Genomic DNA, 26389 nt, shown 5'->3' with positions numbered 1-26389 from the left:
CTCAATACTATAAAAATGAAATTAATACGTTTTGGAGCTCAAGGCAAAGAGAAAATCGGTGTTCAGATCGATGGCGTAAATTACGATGTAAGCGCATTTGGTGGTGATTACAATGAGCAATTCTTTGCTGAGGATGGTGTAGCTCGTTTAGAAGAATTTGTCAAGGCAAATGAAGGTAAGTTGATTGAAGTTCCTCAAGACGAGCGTATCGGAGCACCTTTTGCCCGTCCATCCAAAATTGTTTGTATTGGATTGAACTATTTAGACCATGCAAAGGAAACCAATGCACCTATTCCTGCTGAACCGATCATCTTTATGAAATCGACCACTTCGTTGGTAGGTCCATACGATAATGTGATGATTCCTAAAGATTCTGTAAAAACAGATTGGGAAGTGGAGTTCTGTATCGTGATCGGTAAAAAAGCCTCTTATGTAGAAGAGCATGAGGCCTTAGATTATGTGGTTGGTTATGTGTTGCACAATGATGTTTCCGAACGTGAGTATCAGTTGGAACGTGGCGGTACTTGGGATAAAGGAAAAGGATGTGATACTTTTGCGCCAATGGGACCTTTCATGGCTACAAAAGAAGAAATCAAAGATATCAACAATGTGCGCCTATGGTTAAAGGTAAACGGAAAAACCTATCAGGATGGCAATACCAAGGATTTGATCTTTTCGGTGGCACATGTGGTATCGTATGTATCTAAATTTATGACCTTGTTGCCTGGCGACGTTATTTCAACAGGTACACCTGCAGGTGTTGGGTTAGGATTTAAACCACCGATTTACTTGAAACCTGGCGATGTTATCGAGTTAGGAGCAGATGGTCTTGGGGAGTCCCGTCAGACTGTTGTAACGTATTCAAAAAATTAATTGCTCATCAGGTTTTCTTTTCATTATGCGTATAGATACCCATCAGCATTTCTGGAAATTCGATCCAATTAGAGATAGTTGGATTACCGAAGAAATGCAAGTCATAAGACGTGATTTCAGCCCTTTGGATATTCAGTTTGTGCTTGAACGAAATGGATTCGGAGGGAGTGTTGCTGTTCAGGCAGATCAATCCAAAGAAGAGACTGCTTATTTGGTTCAGCTGGCTAATGATTATCCTTTTATTAAAGGCGTTGTGGGCTGGATTGATCTTCAAGCAGCAGATATTCGACAACAGCTGGATGGCTATCAATCAGATACGGTCATCAAAGGATTTCGTCACATTGTTGAAGGAGAAGCGGATCCTGATTTTCTTATCCGCCCTGCCGTACTAAATGGACTGAAGGCATTGGCAGATTATGGTTATACTTATGATCTGCTCATCCGTCCACGTCATTATGCAGCAACGCTGGATTGTGTGCAGCAAAATCCAAATCTACAATTTGTGTTGGATCATATTGCCAAACCGCCAATCAAGTCGAAAGCATTTGATGAGTGGGCAGCGTTTATCGATGCGCTATCGGCTTTTCCGAATGTTGTCTGTAAAGTTTCTGGACTTGCAACGGAGGCCGATTGGGAAGGATGGAAGCTTGATGATTTTAAACAATATCTGGAGCATATCTTTGCACGTTTTGGAAAGGAGCGCATTATGTATGGGTCAGATTGGCCGGTATGTCTATTGGCGGCATCTTACGAAGAAAGTATTGCCATAGTTGAAGATAAATTGGGGCAATTTACAGCTGCAGAGAAGAACGCATTTTGGGCAGAGAACGCTATACGCGTGTATAATCTTTAAGAGGAAAAACTTCAGCATGTTATGAAATGGAAAAATAACATGCTGAAGTTTTTTATTGGCCATGAAGCAGGATAATCGGCTTAATAACGTCAATATAAATTAATCAATAACCAGAGAAAGAGTTCATTGTTGCTAATGTTAAGCACAATCAATGAAACAAACCATTCAATAAAAGTATTATGGATCTTCATTTAAGAGATAAAGTTGTTATTGTTACCGGCGGAGCAAAAGGAATCGGGCGGGCCGTAGTTCATGCGTTAGCTAAAGAACAGGCTATTCCGGTCATTGTTGGTCGTAAACAGGCGGATAATGAAAAAGTCAAGGAAGAAATCAAGCAATTTGGTGTGGATGCACTCTGTATTGAAGCAGAGCTATCTAAACCCGAAGATTGTGAACGAGCAGTCCAAAAGACATTGGAAGTATATGGCCGTATCGATGGTTTGGTGAATAATGCTGGGCAAAATGATGGTGTCGGATTAGCATCAGGTAATTATGAAAAATTTGTTGCTTCTCTGCACAAGAACTTAATTCACTACTATCTGATGGCACATCATGCCTTGGATGCATTGAAAGCTTCTAAAGGTAGTATTGTGAATATTTCGTCCAAAACTGGCGAAACAGGACAGGGGAATACCTCGGCTTATGCTGCATCCAATGGCGGACGTAATGCGCTTACACGCGAGTGGGCTGTAGAATTGTTACCTTACTCGATTCGTGTAAATGCCATTATCGTGGCAGAATGTGCCACTCCGCAATACGATACCTGGATTCAAACCTTATCAAATCCGGAGGAGACCTTGAAGAAAATTACGGACCGCATTCCATTGGAGCATCGCATGACGACAGCAGAAGAAATCGCCGATACAACTGTATTTCTTTTATCGAGCAAATCAAGCCATACGACAGGTCAGTTGATTCATGTGGACGGTGGCTATGTGCATCTGGATCGCTCTATTATTGCTGAATCGTAGCAGAACAGCGATTGGATTTTGGAAATTAAACTTGTGTGGTTTTTAAAGTGACAACTCCGGTTCATTTCCAAAATCCATAATCGTTTTTTTGACACTTTCCGACGAGCTGATTAAAGGTAAACATTGGAGTTTGGATAGCGCGGCAGCTGTGACTATAAACACGATAGGCTGTATAGAACGAGAAAGTTGCTATATAATATGGGGATAAAACAAAAAAAGCCTGTTCAATGAACAAGCTTTTTTTGTGGTGCCACCTGGGTTCGAACCAGGGACACAAGGATTTTCAGTCCTTTGCTCTACCAGCTGAGCTATGGCACCAGTTGACCTTTTATTTAAATCTGTGATCATCAGATTGAAGCGTGGTGCCACCTGGGTTCGAACCAGGGACACAAGGATTTTCAGTCCTTTGCTCTACCAGCTGAGCTATGGCACCGCTTTTTTGCTATGGGTTTGTTCCCCTATTGCGATGCAAATATAGTCCGATAATTTGAATTCTAAAACTTTTATGGAGATTATTTTTATACTTTTTTCGAACGTGTTGATTTTGATCGAGATAAAATTACAAGAAACTAACATAGAGAAAAAGGAATAAGCTGTATCTTTGCATTTCAATAATTAGAGATGAGTAAAAGAGGAAGAGTTTTAGTTGCAATGAGTGGAGGGGTAGATAGCTCCGTTGCTTCTGTCATGCTCCACGAACAAGGATATGAAGTTATCGGTATCACGATGAAGACATGGGATTATGCATCCGCAGGTGGTTCGTCGAAAGAGACCGGATGTTGTAGCCTTGATAGTATCAATGACGCTCGTACATTAGCCGTAAACTATGGTTTCCCTCATTATATATTAGATATACGTGATGAGTTTGGAGATTTTGTGATTGATAATTTTGTAGAAGAATATATTGCTGGGCGCACGCCTAACCCCTGCGTTTTGTGTAATACCCACATCAAGTGGGAGGCTTTAATGAAACGTGCTGACAAATTGGACTGTGAATTTATCGCTACCGGGCACTATGCCAATATCCGTATGCACGACAATGGTCGCTATGTGATATCAAAAGGTAAGGATGAAAACAAAGATCAATCTTACGTTCTATGGGGCGTGTCACAAGAAAACCTTGCTCGGACCCAGTTTCCTTTAGGATCTTTCACGAAAAAGGAAATTCGTCAGATGGCTTTGGATATGGGACAAAAAGAATTGGCCAATAAGTCTGAAAGTTATGAAATCTGTTTCGTTCCTGACAACGACTACCGTGCGTTTTTGAGACATAAGGTGCCAACATTGGATCAACAAATTGGTCCGGGTAATTTTATCCTTTCCGATGGTACCGTCGTCGGTAAACATATTGGCTACCCTTATTTCACCATCGGTCAACGTAAAGGCTTAGGTATTGCCTTGGGTAAACCGATGTTTGTGATCGAAATCCTTCCAGAAAGTAATACGGTGGTATTGGGTGAAGAACACGAACTTGAAAAGTCACATGCCTATGTTCGCAATGTGAACTTTGTGAAATATGCAGGACTGGATCAACCGATGGAAGCAATTTCAAAGGTACGTTATAAAGATTCTGGTGCTTTGTCGACCATCTCCCAAGAAGGTGATAAAGTCCGCATTGATTTTGTACACAATGTGAAAGGTATTGCTCCTGGACAATCGGCCGTTTTTTATGAAGGCAATGATCTACTCGGTGGTGGTTTCTTAATGAAATAAGAAGAAGCTGGACTGAGATCTAGCATAAGAATTTTAATCCCTATACTGTAACAAAAGTATAGGGATTTTTATTTGGTTTAAAATGCGATTTATTTGAGCTTCAAACTAGAAGATATTCGCTTTCCGCCTTTATGAAAATTGAGAAATCTTAATTTGTTTTTACTAATAATTTTAGTAATTTTAACTTATGAATTCGTCAGAATATTTTAAGGGTAGAGGGGCACAGATCAATCCCAATAACAAATTTTTTTCTAACCAATACGTGCAGGAGCATGTTGAAGGGCTGGATGAGGAGTTTTTGGGGACCGAAAAAACACAATTTATTCCGACTCATCCAAAATCCATTATATCCAAATCAAATAGCCCGGATCTCCGTTTTGAAAGATCCATTAATCCCTATCAGGGCTGTGAACATGGTTGTATTTATTGTTATGCACGCAATTCGCATGAGTATTGGGGTTTTAGTGCAGGATTGGATTTTGAGCGTAAAATCTTGGTAAAACATAATGCCGCTCAGCTTCTCGAACAGGAGTTTAGAAAATCGAGCTATCAGCCCGATTTGATTATGCTTTCAGGCAATACAGACTGTTATCAACCTATTGAACGGAAGCTGGGTATCACACGCTCGCTTTTAGAATTGATGCTCAAATACCAGCATCCGGTCTCTATCATCAGCAAAAATGTACTGATGCGGCGGGATTTTGATCTTTTGCGTGAGCTTGCAGCACACAATCTGGTTTCCGTTGCAGTAACCATCAATTCGTTGCGCGAGGAGGTACGTCAGAAAATGGAACCACGTACTGCAACGGCATCGGCCCGGTTGAAACTGATAGAAGGGTTGAGAGGGATAGGTGTACCCGTCATGCTGATGATGGCGCCCATCGTTCCGGGGATCAATAGTGATGAGATTTCAGATTTGATCCGTTCGGGAGCAGATGCGGGAGCAATTACAGCCTCTTATACCATCGTACGGCTCAATGGACAGATCGGTGGTATCTTTAAGGATTGGCTCTATCAGAATTATCCTGACCGTGCTGAAAAGGTATTACATGGGATTGAAGCCTGCCATGGTGGAAAAATTAACGATACCGATTTTGGACGGAGGATAAAAGGGGATGGCCATATGGCCGAGAGCTTACAGCATTTATTCAAGCTTTCCGTCAAGAAATATATGAATAATGGGACGCTTCCATCCTTGAGAAGGGATCTTTTCCGCTTACCCGATGCAGGCACGCAGCTGGGCTTGTTTTAGTTATTATTGTCAAATGGCAGCAGAAAATTAAGCCATTTGTGTAATTTTAAAAATGGAAATTAGAACAGAACGGCTCAAACTCAGATCCGTAGAGAAAATAGATTTGGAAAATATCCATTCCCTATTAATGTACCCTGAATCTGCATTATTTAATCCGAGTGGATTTCCGGATGGAATAGCCCATACGGCGCAAATGGTGGAAGCTTGGTCAGCGCAAATCAATGAATCCGATGTCCGAAAGGATTATACCTTTTACATAGAAACTCTAGAAGGAAAGGAGTTTATTGGTCTAATTAATATCAGCGTTGTCAAGCTACGCTATCGAAATGCAGAAGTATGGTTTAAGCTTGTTCCGAAAATGTGGAATAAGGGCTATGCTACAGAGGCATTGAACCGAATCCTGACATTTGGTTTCAAGGAACTTAATTTTCATAGAATTGAGGGCGGTTGTGCTGTTGAAAATATCGCTTCCGCTGAAGTAATGGAGAAAGTCGGCATGGTCAAAGAGGCTCGCAGACGGAAAATTTTGCCGTTAAAAGATGGTTGGAGCGACAACTATGAATTTGCTGTTCTCGATGAGGAATACCCGCTTTAAATTTTAGCAAAAAAGCCTGATTCATTGTATGAATCAGGCTTTTTTTATAGATAAGAACGAGGTTCAGTGAACTAAGATTTCTTTCTTTTGATCAAAACATAACTCACATAGAGTAATATAAGCCAAGCAGGGATCAATTCTACAGGAAGTTTCATTCCTGTTATCCACATGATGCCAAGTACAGCGATCAAAAAGATCAGACAGATATAGTTACTTAGGGGATATAGAAAGGATGGGAACTTGGTCCGCAAGTGGGCATCGAGTTTATTCTTTCTGAAATACAAGTGTGTAATGGAAATCATCACCCAGTTTATAATCAGTGAAGATACCACCAGTGACATTAAGATCTCTAAGGCATTTTTCGGCGCAACATAGTTGATAAATACACAGATCGCAGCGAACAGTGCCGAGACTAAAATTGCGTTAATAGGCGCATGATTCTTGTTGAGTTTCGAAAGAAAACGAGGGGCATTCCCCTGTTCTGCCAGTCCATATAACATTCTGCTGTTGCTGTAGACGCTACTATTATATACCGATAATGCGGCGGTAAGGACAATGAGATTTAGCGCATTTGCGATAATTTTTGTAAAATAAAAAGTCTTTCCAAAGAGGGTAAATTCAAATCCATTAAGTTTGTCAAACACCAGTACAAAGGGACTTGTATCGGCTGTGATATTTGTCCACGGTGTCAAAGAGAAAAGAATAATGAGTGCGCCTACATAAAAGATTAAGATCCGATAGATTACCTGGTTGGTCGCTTTGGGGATGTTCTTTTCGGGATGTTCGGCTTCTGCAGCAGTAATGCCAACCAACTCTAGGCCACCGAAAGAAAACATAATCAATGCCATGGCAGAAAGGAGACCTTCAAAGTTGCCATCCGATGTTTCGTTAAACCAGCCTTTTGGGAAAAAACCACCATGTGAAGTCAGGTTGCTGAGACTTGCCTGCTCACCTCCAGTACCGCTTACCAGTAAGTATACACCAAAAACGATCATTGCGATGATCGCAACAACTTTAATAATGGAAAACCAAAATTCCGTCTCGCCATAAATTTTGACAGAGGCAAGATTAAGGGCGTTGATTGCAAAGAAGAAAAATAAACTTGATGCCCATAGGGGTATTTCTGGCCACCAGAACTGCACATAAACACCTATTGCTGTGAGTTCGGCCATGCTCACCAAGATATAAAGGACCCAATAGTTCCAGCCCGAAGCATAACCTGCAAAAGAACCCCAATATTTATTGGCGAAGTAGCTAAAACTTCCTGAAACAGGTTCCTCAACAACCATCTCGCCCAATTGGCGCATAATAAAAAAAGCAATAATTCCAGCGAAAGCATAGCCGAGTATAACTGCCGGCCCAGCAAGTGTGGCAGCCTTTCCGATACCTAGAAATAAACCCGTACCAATTGCACCACCCAGGGCAATTAATTGAATATGTCTATTTTGAAGTCCTCTTTTTAATTCTTCCTTATTGTTCTGTTTCTCCATGTGTATGGTTAATACGGTTACTAGTTTGTTTTGACCGATCCTTGGCAGGGGAAACCTGTGAAGACATTTACTCCGTACCAGAATCGAATTGGTCAAAATTGCTGCTGCTGTATGATGTGCCGACGAATAACGTGGCTCCCAGTGCATCTTTTGCCCTAAGCGCATAAAGTTAATAAAACACTTAGGTATTTGTGCACATTCTGTTGTGGTTTTAATGTATTTCGTGGTTTTTTTATAAACAATCGCGGGAGCCATGTTTGGTTAAGAAATAGAAAGCGCCGTAATTTAGAAATACGGCGCTTTATGAATTAGTAGCTAGTGTGATTTTTGGCCACTCTAGCTAATAACGAAATCTTATTTGCAAATGCTACTCAAAAAGATAAATTAATTTGCTTTTTGTGTTTTTTCTACGCTGCAGTCGCATCCACAGCCTTTCGAGCAGCTCGACTTGCCCTTTAATGATTTTCGGACATTTTTAACGACATACCATACAGCCGCCAAAACGAGAATTCCTACGATGAGATATTGTACTGTTAAATTATCCATAGCTTTTTATTTTAAAAGTTGATAAGCAATTAAGGCACTGAAATAGGCCAAACCTGTCATAAAACCAAGTTGTATTAAAGTCCATTTCCATGAGCCTGTTTCCCTTTTTACTGCCGCAATTGTACTCATACATTGCATAGCAAAAGCATAGAACAGTAATAAGGATACACCGGAAGCCAAATTGTAAGCCGGTAAACCGGTATTCCGGTTAATTTCGCTTTTCATTTTGCCTAATACCGTTGTTTTAGATGCTTCATCTTCGATATCCACTTCGTCACCAAGGCTATATACTGTTGCCATTGTGCCCACAAACACTTCACGGGCAGCAAAAGAAGAAATGAGACCTATACCCATCTTCCAGTCATAGCCCAATGGTTCAACAACAGGTTCAATAGCCATGCCAAGATAGCCAAGGAAGGAGTGTTCCAGACGATAAGATGAAACTTCATGCTCCAAATCTGCTTCGGACAGGTTGGGGTTATTTTTTGTTACATATTCTTCTGCTTGGCTAAATTTATCGTTTGGACCAAAACTACCTAATGCCCAGAGTATAACGGAAATGGCTAAAATAATTTTACCTGCGCCGAAGACAAAGCTTGATGCTTTTTCCCAAACATTTAAGGCTACATTTTTCCAATCCGGAGTCTTATAGGTGGGGAGTTCAAAGATGAGAAATGATTTGTGTTTTGATTTGATGACTTTGGTCAGGATAATCGCGGATAGCAAAGCTGCGAATATGCCAAGCAGGTACATCACAAACAATACAATACCTTGTATTTGAAATCCTCCTAATTTCGTGTCCGGTATCACCAGTCCGATCAGAACGATATAAATAGGGAGACGTGCTGAGCAGGTCATAAAAGGTGTTACCAGAATAGTGACCAGTCTTTCTTTGCTATTTTCGATGTTACGCGCAGACATGACCGCAGGAACAGCACAGGCCACGCCCGAAATCAATGGAATCACTGATTTTCCATTCAGACCAAAGGGACGAAGCCAGCGGTCCATCAGGAAAACAACACGGCTCATATAGCCCGTTTCTTCCATGATCGAGATAAAGATGTATAAAATAACAATCTGTGGAATGAAGATTACAATTCCGCCAATACCTTTGATAATACCATTGCTAAGCAAATCGGTCAGAGGTCCAGCAGGAAGTGCTGTTTGTGTATAGGCTGCAAGATCACCAAATAGACCGTCGATAAAATCCATGGCTGGTCCAGACCAAGTATAAATTGCCTGGAAGATTAAAAAGAGGATGCCAAAGAAGATGACGTAACCAAAGATTGGGTGAAGCAGGATGCTATCAATTGTATTGGTTTTGTTTTTATTTGAGGATTCATCCTTTACATAGATTTCAGTAAGGCTGCTATCTAGGGATTTACTGCGCAATATAGCTTCGTCTTTTTGCAGCTTTTCGGCCCGCAATTGATATTTTTCACGGATTTGCTGAATAGCCTGATTTTTTTCCTTCGATAAAAAGGATACTTCGCCTTTGGCCAGGTATTGCCAGGTGTGGTATTCCGTATCTAATGGAAAGAGACGTTTGGTTTCCTCTAACGCCGCATCAGCTTCCGTTGGTAGACTGAATTTGCTGATATACATGGGCGGAACAGCATCAAAGTTTTTGATCAGCTGATCGATACCTTGCCCCGTACGCGCATTGGTTTCGTATACTTTTGTATTTAATAGGTGTTCAAGTTTCTGAATATCGATTGTAATTCCTTTTTCTTTGGCTTCATCGATCATATTGATGACAAAGATGGCCGGCAGACCGAGTTCCCGGGCTTGTTGATAAAGAATAATAGACCGTTTTAGGTTCGTAGGTTCAGCGACGACAACGACGAGGTTCGGTCTGAAACTACTTTCTTTATTGACTAAAGTGTTGAAAACAACTTCTTCGTCCAGTGAACTTGGGAACAGGGTATATGTGCCCGGTAAGTCAATAATGCGATAAACTTTGTTGTTGGCTTTAACTTGCCCCTCACGTTTTTCGACCGTAATACCGGGATAATTTCCTACTTTCTGATTTAATTTTGTAATCCGGTTAAATAGAGATGTTTTACCCACATTTGGATTACCCAAAAGTGCAATAATCGGGTTATTCATTATTTCTGATCAATAAGGATGACTTTGGCTTCTGATTTGCGGATAGCAATTAAGGCGTTATTAGCACTAATATTTAGACATATAGGACCGTCCAAAGGTGCGATATGTTTCACCTCTACTTCAGTACCGGGAATAAACCCCAATTCGAAAAATTTAGCTGGAATTTCGTGTGAATCAAAATCTATAATTACCGCTTTTTCCCCTTTTTTTAGCTTATCTAAGCTAGTTCTATTACGCATCTGCCTGTTTTTTTGAATTCTTCAAATATACAGAATTTCTACCATTTAGAATGATTCTAATGTCATAGTTATGTATTTAGTAAAAAACAGCTATCTTTACTATTCAGAACGATTAATTATCAACCAGAATGAAGATTGAGGACGAAATCAAAGTAAGTAAATTCAGCAATGAATGGCATCGTTGTACGGTAAATATTCTATACACGTACAATTGGATTAACAATGAGCTTGAACAGCGTGCTGCCAAAGAAGGAATCACTTTGAAACAGTTTAATGTCTTGCGCATATTGAGAGGGCAGTATCCCAAGCCTGCAACCAATAATCTGATTAAATCAAGAATGTTGAGCACTACACCGGATATTTCGCGTATGATTGATCGCATGGTTTCCAAAGAATTGGTTTCACGTTGTCAATCGGGGGGTGATAAAAGGGCAGTGGATTTGGTTATCACTGAGAAGGGGCTCGAGATTCTTAAGAGTTTAGATGAGGAAATGCTGATGAAGGATCTTTTACCCGATCGAATTAGCGAAAAAGAGGCAATGACTTTAAGTGCACTGTTGGATAAACTTCGCGGCTAAAGAAATTAATGCGCATGGTCATGATGTTCATGATCATGCGATTGTTGGTGTTGATCGTGCCCATGATCATGTTCTCCGACAAATAAGAAACTTCCGAGTGCAATAGCAACGCCAGCTATCACAGCAATCATTTTCTTTTTATTGAATTTATGATGGTCAATTGAGCCCGATTCAAAAAGTATCGTTGTAGATATGTGCAAGAAGATACCAATAACCACGGCCATGATTTTATCAAAATATTGCTGGATATTGCCTACTTCACCTGCACTGATGGCTTTGCTCAGTAAAAAGCCAAAAGGGGTCATTGCCGCAAATAAAGCTAGTGTAATGAGAATGGTGTTTTTCTTTAAATGCGTGCTTATTAGAATACTCCCCAATGCAAATGCCGCCGGAATGTGGTGGATGGATATGCCTAGGGCAAGTTCAGTCTGATGTGTTGCTGCAAGTGGCATGCCCTCAAGGAAAGCATGAAGACATAGACTGAACATAATACCGATTGGAAAACGATGGCTGTGGTGGTCGTGATCATTGTCGGTATGGATATGGCCATGCTCGATCCCTTGGGAGAACTGTTCAAGAAAGAGCTGGAAAAGAAATCCAGCAAGCACATAAATACCCAATACCTCAGGTGAAGTATTGGTGGACTGATAGACATGCGGAATGAGATGAAGCACGGTAATGGAGAACAAATAGGCTCCACTGAAAGAAAGGATGAGTTTGAGAAAACTGGTTCCTTTCTTTTGTACAAAAAATACGGAAATTCCACTTGCAAATGCAGGTATGAATAAAATTAAAATCAATAAAATTGAATTCATTATACGTGTTCAGTTTTAAAAAAGCTAGGTACAAACCGTTTGAATAGATAGCCTGTCGCCAAACCAACTAGTATACCTAAGGCTGAACCACAGAGGACATCAAACGGGTAATGGACACCAACATAAATTTGAGAGACTGAAATTAAGGTTGCCCAGGTAATACAAAGCCAAAGTGCATGTTTCCATCTTCTCCGGAAAAGTACAATCCAGAAAAAAGCAAGGGAAAAATGATTGGCCGCATGAGAGGAGGTAAAGCTAAAGCCAGAGCCACATCGCACCCGGATGTTGACATTTTCTTTAAACTCCACGTCGTTACATGGTCTAATTCTTTTTACAGTCTTTTTGATCAAATGAGATGATATACCATCGGAAACTCCGAAGGTAACCAAGGTCACGGCAACAATTAGAATTCCTGTTTTTCCATAGGTCTTTATGAAAAATATGATCAGAAATAAATACAAGGGTGCCCAAGTGTATGGATTGCGTAATATAGGCAATAACCAATCAAACACGGGGTTACTCAAGCCCTGATTAATGGCCAGAAAAATCTCTTGATCGATGTGTACTAATTGTTGAATCATAAATGTTGCTGATGACAATGAAATTCCCAAACTTTAAAAACTCACTTTTCAAAAGTAAAAATAATTTCATTGCAAACGGTTGTTTCTTTTAAAAACAACTTTGTTGCAACAAATATACGTTAAATATTCATTAATTATAATTTTAATTCGATATTTTATTGCCATTGTGCTAAATTTACACGTTAATCAATTCAAAAGAAATGACTTTAATTAAATCAATATCAGGAATACGAGGTACGATAGGCGGGCGTGCTGGAGAGGCACTTACCCCGATAGATATCGTTAAGTTTACAGCTGCTTACGGCAAAATAATTGTTAAGCAGAGTGGTATAAAAAAAATTGTTGTTGGAAGAGATGCGCGTGTTTCTGGTGAGATGGTAAGTAATTTGGTGATTGGAACCCTGCAAAGCATCGGTGTTGATGTGGTTGATCTAGGCCTTTCAACGACACCAACGGTAGAGATTGCCGTACCTATGGAAAAAGCTGCTGGTGGTATCATTTTGACTGCTTCACACAATCCAGGTCAATGGAACGCGCTAAAGTTATTGAATGCAAAGGGCGAATTTATTTCAGATGCCGAAGGGCAAGAGGTATTGGCCCTTGGTGAATCCCTAGACTTTGATTTTTCCGAAGTTGAAGCATTAGGACAGGTTCATAAAGACTATTCATATTTACAGAAACATGTAGACGCTGTATTGGCGTTGGAATATGTTGATAAGGAAGCTATTAAAGCCGCTAATTTTAAAGTTGCTTTGGATGCCGTAAACAGTACAGGTGGTACATTTATACCTGCCTTATTGGATGCGCTTGGTGTGCAGACAATCTATAAAATCCATTGTGAGCCGAATGGTCAGTTTCCGCATAATCCCGAACCATTAAAAGAGAACTTGACGGATCTATCGGCTGCGGTTATTGAAAACAAAGCGGATTTGGGGATTGCTGTAGATCCAGATGTAGATCGATTGGTCTTTATGATGGAAGATGGTGAGTTATTTGGTGAAGAATATACCTTAGTGGCAGTAGCGGACTACTTATTGCAGCATAAAAAAGGAAATACAGTTTCTAATTTATCTTCCACACGCGCACTGCGTGATGTGACTAAAGCACATGGTGGCGAATATTATGCCGCTGCTGTTGGTGAAGTCAACGTTGTTACAAAGATGAAGGAAGTCGATGCGGTAATTGGCGGAGAAGGAAATGGCGGTGTTATTTATCCGGCATCTCATTATGGCCGTGATGCGCTAGTAGGCGTGGCTATCTTCTTGACACATTTGGCTAAACTTGGTAAAAAAGCTTCCGAATACCGCGCGTCTTTACCGCAGTACTTTATGTCAAAAAACAAAATTACGCTGACTCCGGAATTGGACATTGATAACCTATTGGCCAAAATGGAGGAAAAATATAAAAATGAAGATCATTCAACAATCGATGGCTTGAAAATAGACTTTGAAAATGAATGGGTGCATTTGCGTAAATCGAATACCGAACCGATTATTCGGATTTACTCGGAGGGACCTACGCCTGAAGCTGCTGAGCAGATCGCGCAGAAGATTATCCGCGAAATTGAAGAAATAATTAAATAAAGACAAAAAGCTGCATATGCAGCTTTTTGTTTTAAGACTGATCTCATCGGAAGAGGATTGTCTTAGCTATTACGAAGTTTTATAATGTATGATTAGAAAGATCATTTTAGGTACGTATTGTTTTCTTAGTTTAATCTTATTTGTCTTTCCGACAAGTGCCCAGCAGCCTATGGACGAAATCAATGGGCTACTGGATCGTTGGCACAAAACTTCGGGTGAGGTAAAATATGGCCCATTTTTGAATGTTATTGCTTCGGATGGAGTTATTTTGGGTACTGATCATGATGAAAGGTGGGATAAAGCCCATGCGGAGAAGTTCAGCGATCAATATTTCAATCCCAAAAATGCCTGGACTTACACCTATGACAAGCGGCATATCAGCTTTAATGCCGATAGTACGACGGCCTGGTTTGATGAAACGTTTAAGATCAATACCAAGTCCTTTCGTGGCGTGGGCGTATTAAGTAAGGTGGACAATGAATGGAAGCTTCGTCAATACAGCATGTCCATGTCGGCACCTTATGCGGATGTGAAAGCGGCCGTAGGTGGAAAGGCAGGTCAGAAAATTCACAGTAACCTATTATTGGTTATGGTGCTGTTTTTCTTTATGGCCATGTTATTTGTGCTGAGTCAACGCCTCAAGATCTCTTACCCCATTCTGTTGGTTATTGGCGGACTGGTGATCTCGTTGATCCCCGGGGCACCTGTCATAAGTGTTGATCCCGATATCGTGTTTATGGTATTTTTGCCACCCTTGCTTTTTGAAGCAGCCTGGTATACCAATTGGGGGAACTTTCTGAAGTGGCGACGGTCTATTTTTATCATGGGCTTTGGTTTAGTCTTCTTCACATCGCTGGCGATTGCCTACTTTTCGGTCAGTATTATTCCGGGATTTACCTTGGCGCTGGGCTTTTTACTGGGTGGGATTATCTCTCCCCCAGATGCCGTGGCTGCTAGTTCTGTCCTGAAAGGGGTAAGTATTCCTAAACGTGGAATTGCGATATTGGAAGGGGAAAGCCTGGTGAATGATGCGGCCTCATTGACGGTATTTAGATTTGCATCCATTGCCATACTTACCGGCCAGTTTGTGATGAGCACTGCGACGACGCAGTTTCTGATGTTATCGGTCATGGGTGTTGTCGTTGGCTTGGTCATCGGTCACATCCTCTATATATTCTTACGTTATGTTGCTAAGTCTTCGAGCATTTCAACACCCATAACGCTCATTGCGCCTTACCTGATGTATATTGTTGCGGAGCATTTTGAGTGGTCGGGGGTCTTGGCTGTGGTTAGTGGCGGATTGTTTCTTTCTTTCCGGGCAGGGGATTACCTCAACTATCATACGCGTATCCAAACGAAAGAGGTTTGGGCGACAGTGGGTTTTCTCTTAAATGGATTTGTCTTTATTTTAATTGGACTTGAACTTCCGGTGATCATCAATGGTTTGGGGGAATACTCCATGGAGGAAGCTATTGATTATGCATTGGCGATCTGTGTAATTGTTATTGTTTTGCGATTAATCGCCGTTTATCTTTCGGCGTTTGTTCCCAGGATATTATTCAAACGGGTCCGCATCAAGGAAAAGAGTCCAGGGTGGAAATTGCCCCTGGTCGTTGGCTGGGCCGGTATGCGGGGAGTGGTTTCTTTGGCGTCAGCATTGGCAATACCATTGACTTTATATGATGGAACGGCCTTCCCACACCGAAATCTGATTTTGTTCATTACGTTTGTGGTTATTTTAGTGACGCTTGTTTTTCAGGGGCTTACATTGCCTTTGTTGATTAAATTGATAAAAATTGAGGAGGTCGATGAGCAAGCTTCAATGGAAGAGCAAATCGATGAGATTCGGGTACGTCTTGGCAAAGAATCTATTGCGTATCTGGATAAACATTACGCAAAGGAAATGCTGGAGCATGAGACAATTGCCCGTGTTAAAGAGCAGATCATCCGCAGTGTAAATGCATCCGAACGAGCGAAAGAGGAGGATACACGTGCGCAGCTTTCGGCAGTAAGGGGGCTCTATAATAAAATTATGTTGGAACTTTTGGCGCTACGTCGTGACGGTCTTTACAAGATCAAAGAAAGTAAGGCTTTTGACAGTGATGTTATTAAAGAGATGGAGTATTCCCTGGATTTGGAAGAATCACGTTTGTCGCGCAAGTAGTTGTTTATAAACGATTATGTCTCGGTTTTTTGCTCGTCGAAACCTAACTCCAGTGTTGTAAAAAATAGTGCGCCAGTGTTGTAAGAAATAGCGTGCAGAGGTGCAAAAAATAGCGAATTTAGCTTATAATGCTAAATTCGCTATTTTTCCTTTATCACCCACTAAAAATATCGCTCGGCCTTTTTTTGGCTTTTGTACGGCATTGAAGCTTTCCTTTCCGATAGACGTCCAGTTTTTTCCGCCGTCATTCGAGAGGTCTGTACCCGAGGTACCCGTGCTGATCAGCTGTTTTTTGGAAAGATAAATAACGGCCGACTTAAAGCCAGCGGGAGCTGTTTCTGGTGCAAACCATGTTTTACCGCCATCGTTGGTTAGTAGGCTATTTTTTTCTTTGTTTTTATCCTCTTTGTAATCGCCACCGACTACAATGCCCGTTTTCGACGAGTAAAATGCTACGGAGAATGGGCCGGTGCTATTTTTTCCCTGAATGATGGGGCAGCTGTAACGTTGCCATGTGTCCCCCTGATCTTTGCTGCTGTAGATATTGGCGATTGTTCCACCGGTGGCAATCCAGTATGTCCCTTTATTATCGCAGTATATGGATGTTCCACTGGCCGCAAAACCAGCCTCTCCTTCGGTAATTGTAAATTTCATATTCGCGGATATATCTTTCCAGGACCTTCCGAAATCGATGCTTTTTAATAGTGGCATTTTCCCCTGAATGGCGTCGCCAAAGGCAATGCCGACCCCTTTTGGTGTAAAAGCAAAACCGTCATAAAATATTTCGGGTCGCTTATCTATGAATACTTCTTTCCAGCTTCGACCGCCGTCATGGGTACTTAAGATGATGGCAGGGGAACCTGCCGAAATAATTAAGGCTTCATTCTCATCAAATGCTTCGATATCCCTAAAATCTGTTTTTTCGTAGCCAATTGGATTGACCCACTGCCAGTTTTTTCCGGCATCGGTGCTGAGCCCGACGGTACCATTGCTTCCGCTTACCCATACAGTTGTATCATCGACCACGCTTAGGCCTCTGTAGCTGCTGTTGCGTTCTTGATTTACGATGTTAATTTTTGCTTGTTGAGCGTTCAGATGGCTCAGGAACAAGATATGGGTAATAAAAATCAGAAATAAAGGTTTCATGTGGTTATACTTTTTATTTAAACAAATCTACTCGTCTTTTTGAATCTTTTCCTTGTTTTTTTAAGATTGTTTTACGGAGCTGAAGAAATCCAACAGTCATTTTCCGTGGTGATTTAAAATAAGGAATGCTTAGTACCACCAACAAAGCGATGCAGGCGGAAGTGCCGAGGGCTCCGCCATAACCAGTAAAAAATTTACTGGTATTGAGCAGGATTGTCGTAAAAATAACACCAGCTAGAGCCAAACCGAAATAGGTTGATAACTGGTTTTTTGAGACCATGCCTATAAATGACGCGCCTATAAAAATAGGGGGGATGTACTGTGCGAGATAAGGAGAAACACTTTGTGGGAAGAAGTGAAGGAAACCTGCGACAAGTAAGGTCAGCATTGCGGATGAGCGCACTGCCCCTTGGTGAAATTTGGTGTTGACATAGTATGTCGCCGTGCTCCCGATGATGCCAACTAGGTATAAAATGAATGTTTCCATATTACTTAAAAATATATAATAGCAGGTATGTCAATGAAACACCAAGAAAGGCCAATGTGCCTAGTTTACCGCCGACACCATTCAATAGACTTTTCGATACAATCAGAAAGATCGCTGTAAAAATACTGGCGGCTAAAACAAAAGAGAATCCATGAGCCACCTGCGCATTGGACATTCCTACAAATGCACCGCAATAAATTGCTGCAGGGAGGTGGGGCAGATAAGTTGAATTTTTGTTGATATTGGGAATGAAAGAGGCTATGGTACCTGTCAGCGCAGCGCCCAATACAGGGCCCAAGCCGAAGATCTGATTGAAATAGTAGGATGCAATCGCTCCTACAGGTACCCAAAGGGCAATTTTGATCGATTCATATTCATGCCTGTGATGATGAATGGGCGACCTGAGGTAACTGTATAAAATCAGTAAGGACAATAGGCCGATAAAAGCCAATACAATATAAGAATGTGTATTTTCTACAAAGATGGCCACTAAAAAAAGGGCCTGAATGACAAATAATAAGCAGATGCTTATTATCCTAAATTTCTGCCGGGCTTGCATTTAAACAAATTTAGGCAAAGGTACTGATTATTTGTCTATTCTATTGGTAGATTTTCTTTTTATCAATATGGGATCAAGAACAATCTGTTCGATTGCTTCGTACGGACTTTTTTGTTTAACCATTTTCAGAAAGAGTTTTGCACATTCTTCCCCCATTTTGTTGGCCTGTTGATCAATACTTGATAGCGTAGGGCTGATAAAGGAAGAAAAGGTCTGGTTTGCAAAACCGATCACTCCTGTGGCTGGAATGGCAATATTTGCAGTTTTTAAGGCCTGTATAATCCCGACAGCTGTAAAGTCATCACCACCAATAAAGGCGTCCGGTTGGATTGCAGATTTTAGAATCTGTTCGGTTCCTTTGATGCCGGCTTCAATGGATAAGTCGCCGCGAATGATAAAGTCTTCCCGTGCGGAAATCTGCGCATCTTTTAAGGCCGCTTCGAAACCATGGAAACGATCCTGGAAAATAGCGATTTCTTTGTCCGTTGTGATAAAGGCAATGTTTTTGTAACCCTGTTCGAGCAGGTGTTGTGTTGCAAGGTAGCCTGCTTTAAAATCGTCAAGTTTGACCACAGGAGCAGGAATATCTTTATGGGTACGGTCAAAAATAACCAGGCATTTGCGCTGATTGATCACTTCCTGAAAATGCTGGGTTTCTTGCGTCTCCAGCGACAACGAAGCAATGATGCCGTCTACCTGAGCTTCAAGTAAAGTCTTCACGCCATTGACTTCATCTTCAAAAGATTCATTCGATTGATAAAGCAATAGGCTGTAGTTGTGTTTTTTTAACTCTTTTTCAATGCTATGCACGGCTTCCGCAAAAAAATGAATTTGCATGGTAGGAACAATGACACCGATGGTATTGGACTTGCCCGAGGAAAGAGAAGAGGCCAACTTATTGACACTGTAATTCAATTCCTTTGCTTTGTCGAGCACCAGTTTTCGTGTCGCCTCGCTGATCGTAGGCACATTATTCAATGCGCGCGATACGGTAGAGACTGTCACTCCAAGCGCACGGGCTATATCATAAATTGTCGTTTTTTTATTCACGCTCCAAAGTAAATAATTTTATTTAATATTTTGATAATTCAGAAACATACCCTACTTTTATGCAACCGGTTGCAGTGTGAGGCCGATGTTGTTTTTTATAACCAATTAGAATTGATTACCATGTATTTATTAGGTATAGACGTAGGTACTTCTTCTGTAAAAGTTTCGATTGTTGAGGCATCTTCACAACGTAAGGTTTGCTCGGTGCAATATCCGGACGTAGAAGCTCCCATAATTACTTTGGAGCCCAATTGGGCTGAACAGAACCCGCTCGATTGGTGGGACTACTTTAAACAGGCTCTGTTGAAGGCAAACAGGCTGGGCCTGTATGACCCCAAAGCAATTTCGGCCATTGGCATTGCATACCAGATGCACGGCTTAGTCGTGGTCGATAAAGATCAGCATGTGCTGCGAAATGCCATTATCTGGTGCGACAGCAGGGCTGTTGAATTGGGAAATATCGCTTTTGAAGAAATCGGAAGGTCTTTTAATCTGAGTCATCATCTGAATTCACCGGGTAATTTTACAGCGTCAAAGTTGGCCTGGGTAAAAGCAAACGAGCCGGAAATTTATGAAAAAATAGATAAGATCATGTTGCCAGGGGATTTTATAGCCATGAAACTTTCGGGGCAGGTGACGACTTCCATCTCGGCCTTATCTGAGGGGATATTCTGGGATTTCAAGGACAATGTATTGTCGCGTACGATTATGGATTATTATGGCTTTGATGATCATCTTATTCCTGAGATCTTACCTGTGTTTTCAACGCATGGTCAAATTAAATCCGCTGTTGCTGAAGAACTTGGGCTATCTAATACAGTGACCATCAATTATAAAGCCGGCGACCAGCCCAACAATGCACTTTCGCTGAATGTCCTTCAACCTGGCGAAGTCGCTGCGACCGCAGGTACTTCAGGGGTGATCTATGGCGTCAGCGACAAGCTGATCGCCGACCGCGAATCGCGCGTAAATACATTTGCCCATGTGAATTATCAAGAGGATAATATCCGGACAGGGGTATTGCTCTGTATCAATGGAACAGGCATTATGAATAGCTGGGGTAGACGATTGTTGGGACGCGATTTGTCTTACGAACAGATTAATGCCATGGCTGGTGCATCTCCTATCGGTAGCAAAGGATTGCAGGTTATCCCATTTGGCAACGGTGCCGAACGGATGCTCAACAACCAAACGGTTGGAGCTTCAATTTCAGCGATAGATTTGAATAGGCATGAGACAAGTGATATGCTGCGCGCTATACAGGAAGGGATTGCATATGCTTTTCGCTATGGCTTGGATATCATGCGCGAAAACAATCTGTATCCAAATATGATTCGTGCAGGTTATGCGAATTTATTCTTGAGCGCTGTTTTCAGGGAGTCATTTGTGGGAGCCACTGACGTTCCAGTTGAAATCTTTAATCATGATGGCAGTATTGGAGCCGCTCTCGGAGCAGGTATAGGAAGTGGGTATTATGCAGATTCTACAGAAGCTTTTCGTTCTTTGAAACCTGTGTATACAGTGGAACCTCAATTTGTAGCGCAATATGAGGAGCATTATCAGCAATGGAAGGAATTATTAAACAAACAAATAAATAGCAAATAAGATGAATATTATCAAAGGGAAAAAAGAATTTTTCAAAGGCGTTGGCCAAATTCAATTCGAAGGAAAGGACAGTACAAATCCATTGGCTTTCCGTTATTATAATCCAAAACAAATTGTTGGTGGCAAGACGATGGAAGAGTATTTTAAGTTTGCCTGTTCGTACTGGCATTCTTTCAATGGTAACGGGTCTGATCCATTTGGCGGACCGACACATCAATTTCCATGGGATGAAAGCAACGATGTAATCACTAGGGCAAAAGATAAAATGGATGCAGCATTCGAATTTATCAGTAAAATAAATATACCCTATTATTGCTTCCATGATGTGGACTTAGTAGATTATTCGGATAATGTTGTTGAAAATGAAAAGCGTCTGTCAACTATCGTTGATTATGCGAAGGAGAAACAACAGGAAAGCGGTATAAAATTGCTTTGGGGAACAGCCAACCTTTTTAGCCATAAACGCTACATGAATGGAGCAGCAACTAACCCAGATTTTCATGTTCTTGCACATGGTGGCGCACAGGTCAAAGCAGCCTTGGACGCAACGATTGCTCTTGGTGGTGAAAATTATGTGTTCTGGGGTGGAAGAGAGGGGTATATGAGCCTTTTAAATACCAATATGAAGCGTGAGCAGGAACATCTTGCACAGTTTTTACATATGGCCAAGGATTATGCCCGCAAAAATGGTTTTAAAGGAACTTTCTTTATCGAGCCGAAACCATGTGAGCCTACAAAACATCAATACGATTATGATGCGGCTACCGTGCTGGGCTTCCTGCGTCAGTATAATCTTTTGGAAGATTTTAAATTAAATTTAGAGGTAAATCATGCGACATTGGCCGGGCATACGTTCCAGCATGAGCTACAGGTTGCTGTAGATGCAGGTAAATTGGGCTCCATTGATGCTAACCGCGGTGATTATCAAAATGGATGGGATACAGATCAATTTCCGAATGATATCAATGAATTGACCGAAGCCATGTTGATTATCTTGGAAGGTGGTGGATTCCAAGGTGGAGGTGTGAATTTTGATGCCAAAATCCGTCGCAACTCGACAGATCCTGAAGATTTGTTTTATGCACATATCGGTGGTATGGATCTTTTTGCACGCGCGCTTATTACGGCAGATCGCATCCTTCAAGACTCGGATTACAAAAAAATACGGGCCGATCGTTATGCTTCTTTTGATACAGGCCATGGTGCATCATTTGAAGAACGGACATTGACCCTGGAGAACTTAAGGGATTTAGCAGTGGAATTAGGTGAGCCGAAAACGATTAGTGGTAAACAGGAGTATTTAGAAAATTTGGTTAATAGATATATATAGTTCTAAAAATATTTCTATATTAGGCGATCAAATTAAACCAATTACCAATACATGAATAATTATTTAAGCACAAAAGATTACATCGTTTTCCTGATATACTTTGTTATTGTAGCAGGTTATGGATTATGGGTGTATTATCGCAAGAAATCTGAATCTGTAGGCTCCAAAGACTATTTTTTGGCTGAGGGGTCATTGACTTGGTGGGCTATCGGAGCTTCACTTATTGCGTCCAATATTTCGGCCGAGCAATTTATCGGTATGAGCGGTTCCGGATTTAAGATGGGATTGGCTATTGCGACTTACGAGTGGATGGCTGCCATTACACTGATTGTCGTTGCGGTATTTTTTATCCCGGTATACTTAAAGAACAAGATCTTTACGATGCCACAGTTTCTCCATAAACGATATAATGGGACTGTTGCGATGATCATGGCCGTTTTCTGGTTACTGTTGTATGTTGTCGTTAATTTGACATCCATCCTCTATTTGGGAGCCATTGCGGTAAGTAGTATTTCCGGTATCAGTCTGGATGCCTGTATGTATGCCATTGCGATTTTTGCTGTGATCATTACATTGGGGGGAATGAAAGTAATCGGTTATACAGATATTATTCAGGTTTTCTTTTTGGTATTGGGTGGTTTGGCGACCACTTACCTAGCCTTGAACCTCGTTTCAGAGCACTATGGTGGATCAGGAGTATTGGAAGGCTATCACTTGATGACCGAAAAAGCTTCCGACCACTTTCATATGATTCTGGATCGTAAAAATGAGAACTATCTCGATTTACCGGGGCTAACCGTATTGATTGGCGGTATGTGGATCGTTAATTTGAATTACTGGGGATGTAATCAATACATCACGCAACGCGCGCTTGGAGCAGATTTGAAAACCGCGAGAAACGGTATCTTGTTTGCCGCATTTCTGAAGTTATTAATGCCTATCATTGTTGTGTTGCCGGGTATTGCAGCCTATGTCATGTGGAAAGATGGCTTGTTCCAAAATGAAATGATGCAACATGGTGAGGTAAACCCAGACCACGCTTATCCAGTTTTGTTGAATTTATTGCCAGCAGGTTTAAAAGGCTTGTCGTTTGCAGCATTGACAGCTGCAGTGGTGGCTTCTTTGGCAGGTAAAGCAAACAGTATCGCAACAATCTTCTCCTTGGATATCTATAAAAAAGTATTCAATACAGAAGCATCGGACAAGAAATTGGTCAATATCGGCAAGTTAACTGTTGTGGTTGCCATGATTTTGGGTGTGCTGATTGCTCCACATTTGGGTATTGATAAAAAAGGTGGATTCCAATATATTCAAGAATATACGGGTTTTGTATCTCCAGGTATTTTTGCGATGTTCATTTTAGGATTCTTCTGGAAGAAAGCAACTTCAAATGCGGCTTTGTTTGCAACGATTGGTGGTTTTATTTTCTCCATCATCTTCAAGAAATTGCCGGATTGGGTCGATTTGTCATTCTTGTCATCGACAGGTTTCTCCGTTCCAAATCCAACAACAGGAGTCTACGAAATTCCATTTTTGGATAGAATGGGATTTGTATTCGTGATCTGTATTATCGGTATGATTCTCATTAGTATCATTGACAATAAGCGTGGTGTTGTGCCAGCAGGATTGGAAGTTGATACAACGATGTTTAAACCACACCGGGCGTTTTTGGTCATTGCATTGATCGTAGCGCTATTGGTTACGGCATTATATTCTATTTATTGGTAATTCAATAGCAAATAAGATTTTAAAAACTCCCATCAACCGAGGTTGATGGGAGTTTTTTGTTTGTTTTAAAAATACCTATCTTGGTTTTACTAAAACCTTTGCTTAACGAAAGATTACTTAACGAAAGATTGCTGCTATGAAAAGAAGATCCCCCTTGCTACTGATGACGCTGTTTGGATTGCTTATTACCGGTGTGCCAATGCTGAGCTCTGCTCAGCGCACACAGAAACCACCTTTACATGGAAAACATTGGATGGCTATTACGGGCAAACCCTTGGCGGCAACAGCCGGTGCCCAGCTATTCCAACAAGGCGGAAATGCGGTGGACGCTGCTTGTGCAATGCTCGCAGCAACCTGTACGATGTGGGATGTACTGAGTTGGGGCGGAGAGACGCAGGCCTTAATTTATCATCCGAAACTAAAGAAGGTCATTGCGATAAATGCCTTGGGGGTAGCACCCAGTGGAGCGACAGTCGATTTTTTTAGATCAAAGGGCTACGAATTTCCACCAGAATACGGTCCCCTTGCTGCTGTCACGCCGGGTACACCCGGCGGTTTGTGCTATATGTTGGCTCATTATGGGACGAAAAGTCTAGCAGAAGTATTAGCTCCTGCTCTCGAAATGGCTGCAGGGTACCCGATTGACGCGCAAACTGCAACGAGTATTGAACGTGGCAAAGAGCGCATTAAAGAATGGCCGTACAGTAAAAAGGTATTTTTAGTACATGATGGTAAATCCTGGGAAGCTCCCGAGGCCGGAGAGGTTTTTGTACAGCAGGATCTTCATAATACCCTATCCAAATTGGTAGAAGCGGAAAAGAAGGCTCTTGCAGCAGGAAAAGACCGCAAAGCTGCAATCATGGCCGCTTATGACCGGTTTTATACCGGCGATATTGCAGATGAATTTGTCCGAGGTAGTAAGGAGCAAGGTGGCTTAATCACGAAAGCAGACTTAGCCAATTGGAAACCTATTGAGGAGGAACCATTGCATGTCAATTATAAGGGCGTTGACGTGTATAAATTACAAGAATGGACACAGGGACCAGCCATGCTACAGAGTTTGCAGTTACTGAAAAACTTTGATCTAAAGGCAATGGGTTATAATTCTGCTTCTTATATTCATATACTCTATCAGGTTATGAACTTAGCCTTTGCCGATCGGGATTTTTATTATGGTGATCCCTATGGTAAACCTAAGACACCTATTCAAGGTCTTTTGCATGAGTCCTATGCCAAGGCGAGGGCTGCAACCATTGATCTTAAGCAAAATAACCCGAATGTACTTCCCGGAGACCCTTATCCCTACGAAGGTAAGCAGAATCCGTATCTTTCGTTACTGGAGCGGCGTAAGAAAGAGTTTACGCCACATACGGAGCTGAAAAATGATTTTGTCCCTAAACATGACGCACGCTCAAGTTCGTCGTTAACGGAATTGCCAAAAACAGCTCTTTTGGCATCTTTAACGGTGGATAGTGCTTATGTCGACCGTTTATTGCGGGGAACCACAAGCGTTGAAGCTGCGGATGAAGAAGGTTGGGTTGTTTCGATCACACCGAGCGGTGGTTGGCTCCCTGCCTGTATTGCAGGGAATACCGGGGTGGGCATGAGCCAACGTTTGCAGAGTTTTGTCTTAGATTCGTTGATTAACCCGTTCAATGTGGTCGAGCCGGGCAAAAGACCGCGTGTAACGCTTACGCCTTCGATGGCGTTGAAAAACGGAAAACCTTACCTTTCTTTTGCTGTACAGGGAGGAGATACACAGGATCAAAACCTATTGCAGTTTTTCTTGAATATGGTCGAGTTTGGTATGACGCCACAACAAGCCAGCGAAGCGGCCAATATCAACAGTAACCAGCTTTGGTTATCGCTGGGAGGAACGAAGACCGACGATCGAAAACCGCGCTCAGGTAGCCTTTTATTGGATAAAAATACAGCACCAGCAATTAGTGAACAATTAAAGAAAATGGGGTATAGCATACAGCTCGGTGATCGTACCAGTGGACCTATAAATGCTATTTATTTCGACCAGCAGCACCATACACTTTGGGGCGGCAGTAGCAACAACGGGGAGGACTATGGCATCGGGTGGTAGTTTGTCATTTGCCTGCTGCTAGGTTTTGGT

23 protein-coding genes and 2 tRNA genes are annotated in these 26389 nt (G+C 41.6%); 13 read left to right on the top strand and 12 right to left on the bottom strand.

Annotated elements, in window-relative coordinates:
* Nucleotides 1-15 precede the first annotated feature (15 nt).
* The 3 genes from M2419_RS06060 to M2419_RS06050 all read left to right on the top strand — a co-directional run bounded on the left by M2419_RS06060 (nucleotide 16) and on the right by M2419_RS06050 (nucleotide 2697).
* On the top strand, nucleotides 16-873 hold the full coding sequence (locus M2419_RS06060; RefSeq protein WP_259254519.1) for a fumarylacetoacetate hydrolase family protein: 858 nt from the start codon (nucleotides 16-18) through the stop codon (nucleotides 871-873).
* Between the two features lie 25 nt (nucleotides 874-898).
* Nucleotides 899-1726 (top strand): amidohydrolase, encoded by an 828-nt coding sequence (locus tag M2419_RS06055; RefSeq protein ID WP_259254518.1) that lies wholly within the window; start codon nucleotides 899-901, stop codon nucleotides 1724-1726.
* Nucleotides 1727-1905: 179 nt separating this feature from the next.
* Nucleotides 1906-2697, top strand: coding sequence for an SDR family oxidoreductase (locus M2419_RS06050; protein ID WP_159731720.1), 792 nt, complete (start codon nucleotides 1906-1908; stop codon nucleotides 2695-2697).
* A 245-nt stretch (nucleotides 2698-2942) separates the two neighbouring features.
* Here M2419_RS06050 and M2419_RS06045 read toward each other — a convergent pair.
* Both M2419_RS06045 and M2419_RS06040 read right to left on the bottom strand, forming a co-directional pair.
* Nucleotides 2943-3015, bottom strand: a tRNA-Phe gene (locus tag M2419_RS06045).
* A gap of 42 nt (nucleotides 3016-3057) precedes the next feature.
* A tRNA-Phe gene (locus tag M2419_RS06040) sits at nucleotides 3058-3130 on the bottom strand.
* A 188-nt stretch (nucleotides 3131-3318) separates the two neighbouring features.
* On the opposite strand from M2419_RS06040, the gene mnmA reads away from it, so the two are divergent.
* The 3 genes from mnmA to M2419_RS06025 all read left to right on the top strand — a co-directional run bounded on the left by mnmA (nucleotide 3319) and on the right by M2419_RS06025 (nucleotide 6257).
* Nucleotides 3319-4410, top strand: a complete 1092-nt coding sequence (mnmA, locus tag M2419_RS06035; protein WP_046672147.1) for a tRNA 2-thiouridine(34) synthase MnmA — start codon at nucleotides 3319-3321, stop codon at nucleotides 4408-4410.
* 187 nt (nucleotides 4411-4597) lie between these two features.
* Nucleotides 4598-5662, top strand: a complete 1065-nt coding sequence (locus M2419_RS06030) for a PA0069 family radical SAM protein (protein WP_259254517.1) — start codon at nucleotides 4598-4600, stop codon at nucleotides 5660-5662.
* Between the two features lie 52 nt (nucleotides 5663-5714).
* Complete coding sequence (locus M2419_RS06025) at nucleotides 5715-6257, top strand: GNAT family N-acetyltransferase (RefSeq protein ID WP_259254516.1); 543 nt, start codon at nucleotides 5715-5717, stop codon at nucleotides 6255-6257.
* 71 nt (nucleotides 6258-6328) lie between these two features.
* Here the strand turns inward: M2419_RS06025 and M2419_RS06020 are convergent, their stop codons facing one another.
* From M2419_RS06020 to M2419_RS06005, 4 genes are all read right to left on the bottom strand, one after another.
* Complete coding sequence (locus M2419_RS06020) at nucleotides 6329-7912, bottom strand: amino acid permease (protein ID WP_259254515.1); 1584 nt, start codon at nucleotides 7910-7912, stop codon at nucleotides 6329-6331.
* Between the two features lie 219 nt (nucleotides 7913-8131).
* A complete protein-coding gene (locus M2419_RS06015; RefSeq protein WP_075993917.1) occupies nucleotides 8132-8293 on the bottom strand; it encodes a FeoB-associated Cys-rich membrane protein in 162 nt (53 codons plus the stop codon).
* 6 nt (nucleotides 8294-8299) lie between these two features.
* Entirely contained in the window at nucleotides 8300-10402 is a 2103-nt protein-coding gene (gene feoB, locus M2419_RS06010; RefSeq protein WP_259254514.1) for a ferrous iron transport protein B, read from the bottom strand.
* On the bottom strand, nucleotides 10402-10641 hold the full coding sequence (locus M2419_RS06005; RefSeq protein ID WP_046672175.1) for a FeoA family protein: 240 nt from the start codon (nucleotides 10639-10641) through the stop codon (nucleotides 10402-10404). Before M2419_RS06005 ends, feoB begins: the two co-directional genes overlap by 1 nt.
* Before the next feature lie 128 nt (nucleotides 10642-10769).
* Here M2419_RS06005 and M2419_RS06000 point away from each other — a divergent pair, with 128 nt between their 5' ends.
* The gene (locus M2419_RS06000; protein WP_153845158.1) at nucleotides 10770-11219 is read left to right on the top strand and encodes a MarR family winged helix-turn-helix transcriptional regulator; all 450 of its coding nucleotides are present in this window, start codon (nucleotides 10770-10772) and stop codon (nucleotides 11217-11219) included.
* Nucleotides 11220-11224: 5 nt separating this feature from the next.
* On the opposite strand, the gene M2419_RS05995 is transcribed toward M2419_RS06000, so the two are convergent.
* Both M2419_RS05995 and M2419_RS05990 read right to left on the bottom strand, forming a co-directional pair.
* Nucleotides 11225-12034 carry a ZIP family metal transporter gene (locus tag M2419_RS05995; RefSeq protein ID WP_259254511.1) on the bottom strand — a complete coding sequence of 270 codons (810 nt, stop codon included), beginning with the start codon at nucleotides 12032-12034 and terminating at the stop codon, nucleotides 11225-11227.
* A complete protein-coding gene (locus M2419_RS05990) occupies nucleotides 12034-12615 on the bottom strand; it encodes a phosphatase PAP2 family protein (RefSeq protein WP_259254510.1) in 582 nt (193 codons plus the stop codon). The genes M2419_RS05995 and M2419_RS05990 overlap by 1 nt, the downstream gene beginning before the upstream one ends.
* 200 nt (nucleotides 12616-12815) lie before the next feature.
* Between M2419_RS05990 and glmM the strand changes: the two genes are divergently transcribed.
* A complete protein-coding gene (glmM, locus tag M2419_RS05985) occupies nucleotides 12816-14198 on the top strand; it encodes a phosphoglucosamine mutase (RefSeq protein WP_120336231.1) in 1383 nt (460 codons plus the stop codon).
* Nucleotides 14199-14286: 88 nt separating this feature from the next.
* The gene (locus M2419_RS05980) at nucleotides 14287-16362 is read left to right on the top strand and encodes a Na+/H+ antiporter (RefSeq protein WP_159731710.1); all 2076 of its coding nucleotides are present in this window, start codon (nucleotides 14287-14289) and stop codon (nucleotides 16360-16362) included.
* Between the two features lie 123 nt (nucleotides 16363-16485).
* Here the strand turns inward: M2419_RS05980 and M2419_RS05975 are convergent, their stop codons facing one another.
* The 4 genes from M2419_RS05975 to M2419_RS05960 all read right to left on the bottom strand — a co-directional run bounded on the left by M2419_RS05975 (nucleotide 16486) and on the right by M2419_RS05960 (nucleotide 19604).
* Nucleotides 16486-17508, bottom strand: a complete 1023-nt coding sequence (locus tag M2419_RS05975) for an oxidoreductase (RefSeq protein ID WP_182330843.1) — start codon at nucleotides 17506-17508, stop codon at nucleotides 16486-16488.
* 13 nt (nucleotides 17509-17521) lie between these two features.
* Nucleotides 17522-17995, bottom strand: coding sequence for a hypothetical protein (locus M2419_RS05970; RefSeq protein ID WP_182330844.1), 474 nt, complete (start codon nucleotides 17993-17995; stop codon nucleotides 17522-17524).
* A 1-nt stretch (nucleotide 17996) separates the two neighbouring features.
* The gene (locus M2419_RS05965; RefSeq protein WP_235032985.1) at nucleotides 17997-18485 is read right to left on the bottom strand and encodes a hypothetical protein; all 489 of its coding nucleotides are present in this window, start codon (nucleotides 18483-18485) and stop codon (nucleotides 17997-17999) included.
* A gap of 96 nt (nucleotides 18486-18581) precedes the next feature.
* Entirely contained in the window at nucleotides 18582-19604 is a 1023-nt protein-coding gene (locus tag M2419_RS05960) for a LacI family DNA-binding transcriptional regulator (RefSeq protein WP_182330845.1), read from the bottom strand.
* Between the two features lie 120 nt (nucleotides 19605-19724).
* Here M2419_RS05960 and M2419_RS05955 point away from each other — a divergent pair, with 120 nt between their 5' ends.
* The 4 genes from M2419_RS05955 to M2419_RS05940 all read left to right on the top strand — a co-directional run bounded on the left by M2419_RS05955 (nucleotide 19725) and on the right by M2419_RS05940 (nucleotide 26359).
* Nucleotides 19725-21209: a xylulokinase gene (locus M2419_RS05955; protein ID WP_259254509.1), complete on the top strand. Its 1485-nt coding sequence runs from the start codon at nucleotides 19725-19727 to the stop codon at nucleotides 21207-21209.
* Nucleotide 21210: 1 nt separating this feature from the next.
* Complete coding sequence (gene xylA / locus M2419_RS05950) at nucleotides 21211-22539, top strand: xylose isomerase (protein ID WP_075993907.1); 1329 nt, start codon at nucleotides 21211-21213, stop codon at nucleotides 22537-22539.
* A gap of 51 nt (nucleotides 22540-22590) precedes the next feature.
* Complete coding sequence (locus M2419_RS05945) at nucleotides 22591-24267, top strand: sodium/sugar symporter (RefSeq protein ID WP_153845168.1); 1677 nt, start codon at nucleotides 22591-22593, stop codon at nucleotides 24265-24267.
* A 136-nt stretch (nucleotides 24268-24403) separates the two neighbouring features.
* A complete protein-coding gene (locus M2419_RS05940; RefSeq protein ID WP_259254507.1) occupies nucleotides 24404-26359 on the top strand; it encodes a gamma-glutamyltransferase family protein in 1956 nt (651 codons plus the stop codon).
* The last annotated feature ends 30 nt before the right edge of the window (nucleotides 26360-26389 follow it).

Source organism: Sphingobacterium sp. BIGb0116 (genome assembly GCF_024808035.1).
Lineage (GTDB): Bacteria > Bacteroidota > Bacteroidia > Sphingobacteriales > Sphingobacteriaceae > Sphingobacterium > Sphingobacterium paramultivorum.
The sequence above is the reverse complement of the archived record's forward strand: the minus strand, read 5'-3'. Positions and strand labels throughout refer to the sequence as shown.

Coding starts and splice junctions, on each gene's coding strand:
- M2419_RS06060 (WP_259254519.1), top strand. CDS start 16: ATGAAATTAATACGTTTTGGAGCTCAAGGCAAAGAGAAAATCGGTGTT.
- M2419_RS06055 (WP_259254518.1), top strand. CDS start 899: ATGCGTATAGATACCCATCAGCATTTCTGGAAATTCGATCCAATTAGA.
- M2419_RS06050 (WP_159731720.1), top strand. CDS start 1,906: ATGGATCTTCATTTAAGAGATAAAGTTGTTATTGTTACCGGCGGAGCA.
- mnmA (WP_046672147.1), top strand. CDS start 3,319: ATGAGTAAAAGAGGAAGAGTTTTAGTTGCAATGAGTGGAGGGGTAGAT.
- M2419_RS06030 (WP_259254517.1), top strand. CDS start 4,598: ATGAATTCGTCAGAATATTTTAAGGGTAGAGGGGCACAGATCAATCCC.
- M2419_RS06025 (WP_259254516.1), top strand. CDS start 5,715: ATGGAAATTAGAACAGAACGGCTCAAACTCAGATCCGTAGAGAAAATA.
- M2419_RS06020 (WP_259254515.1), bottom strand. CDS start 7,912: ATGCGCTTAGGGCAAAAGATGCACTGGGAGCCACGTTATTCGTCGGCA.
- M2419_RS06015 (WP_075993917.1), bottom strand. CDS start 8,293: ATGGATAATTTAACAGTACAATATCTCATCGTAGGAATTCTCGTTTTG.
- feoB (WP_259254514.1), bottom strand. CDS start 10,402: ATGAATAACCCGATTATTGCACTTTTGGGTAATCCAAATGTGGGTAAA.
- M2419_RS06005 (WP_046672175.1), bottom strand. CDS start 10,641: ATGCGTAATAGAACTAGCTTAGATAAGCTAAAAAAAGGGGAAAAAGCG.
- M2419_RS06000 (WP_153845158.1), top strand. CDS start 10,770: ATGAAGATTGAGGACGAAATCAAAGTAAGTAAATTCAGCAATGAATGG.
- M2419_RS05995 (WP_259254511.1), bottom strand. CDS start 12,034: ATGAATTCAATTTTATTGATTTTAATTTTATTCATACCTGCATTTGCA.
- M2419_RS05990 (WP_259254510.1), bottom strand. CDS start 12,615: ATGATTCAACAATTAGTACACATCGATCAAGAGATTTTTCTGGCCATT.
- glmM (WP_120336231.1), top strand. CDS start 12,816: ATGACTTTAATTAAATCAATATCAGGAATACGAGGTACGATAGGCGGG.
- M2419_RS05980 (WP_159731710.1), top strand. CDS start 14,287: ATGATTAGAAAGATCATTTTAGGTACGTATTGTTTTCTTAGTTTAATC.
- M2419_RS05975 (WP_182330843.1), bottom strand. CDS start 17,508: ATGAAACCTTTATTTCTGATTTTTATTACCCATATCTTGTTCCTGAGC.
- M2419_RS05970 (WP_182330844.1), bottom strand. CDS start 17,995: ATGGAAACATTCATTTTATACCTAGTTGGCATCATCGGGAGCACGGCG.
- M2419_RS05955 (WP_259254509.1), top strand. CDS start 19,725: ATGTATTTATTAGGTATAGACGTAGGTACTTCTTCTGTAAAAGTTTCG.
- xylA (WP_075993907.1), top strand. CDS start 21,211: ATGAATATTATCAAAGGGAAAAAAGAATTTTTCAAAGGCGTTGGCCAA.
- M2419_RS05945 (WP_153845168.1), top strand. CDS start 22,591: ATGAATAATTATTTAAGCACAAAAGATTACATCGTTTTCCTGATATAC.
- M2419_RS05940 (WP_259254507.1), top strand. CDS start 24,404: ATGAAAAGAAGATCCCCCTTGCTACTGATGACGCTGTTTGGATTGCTT.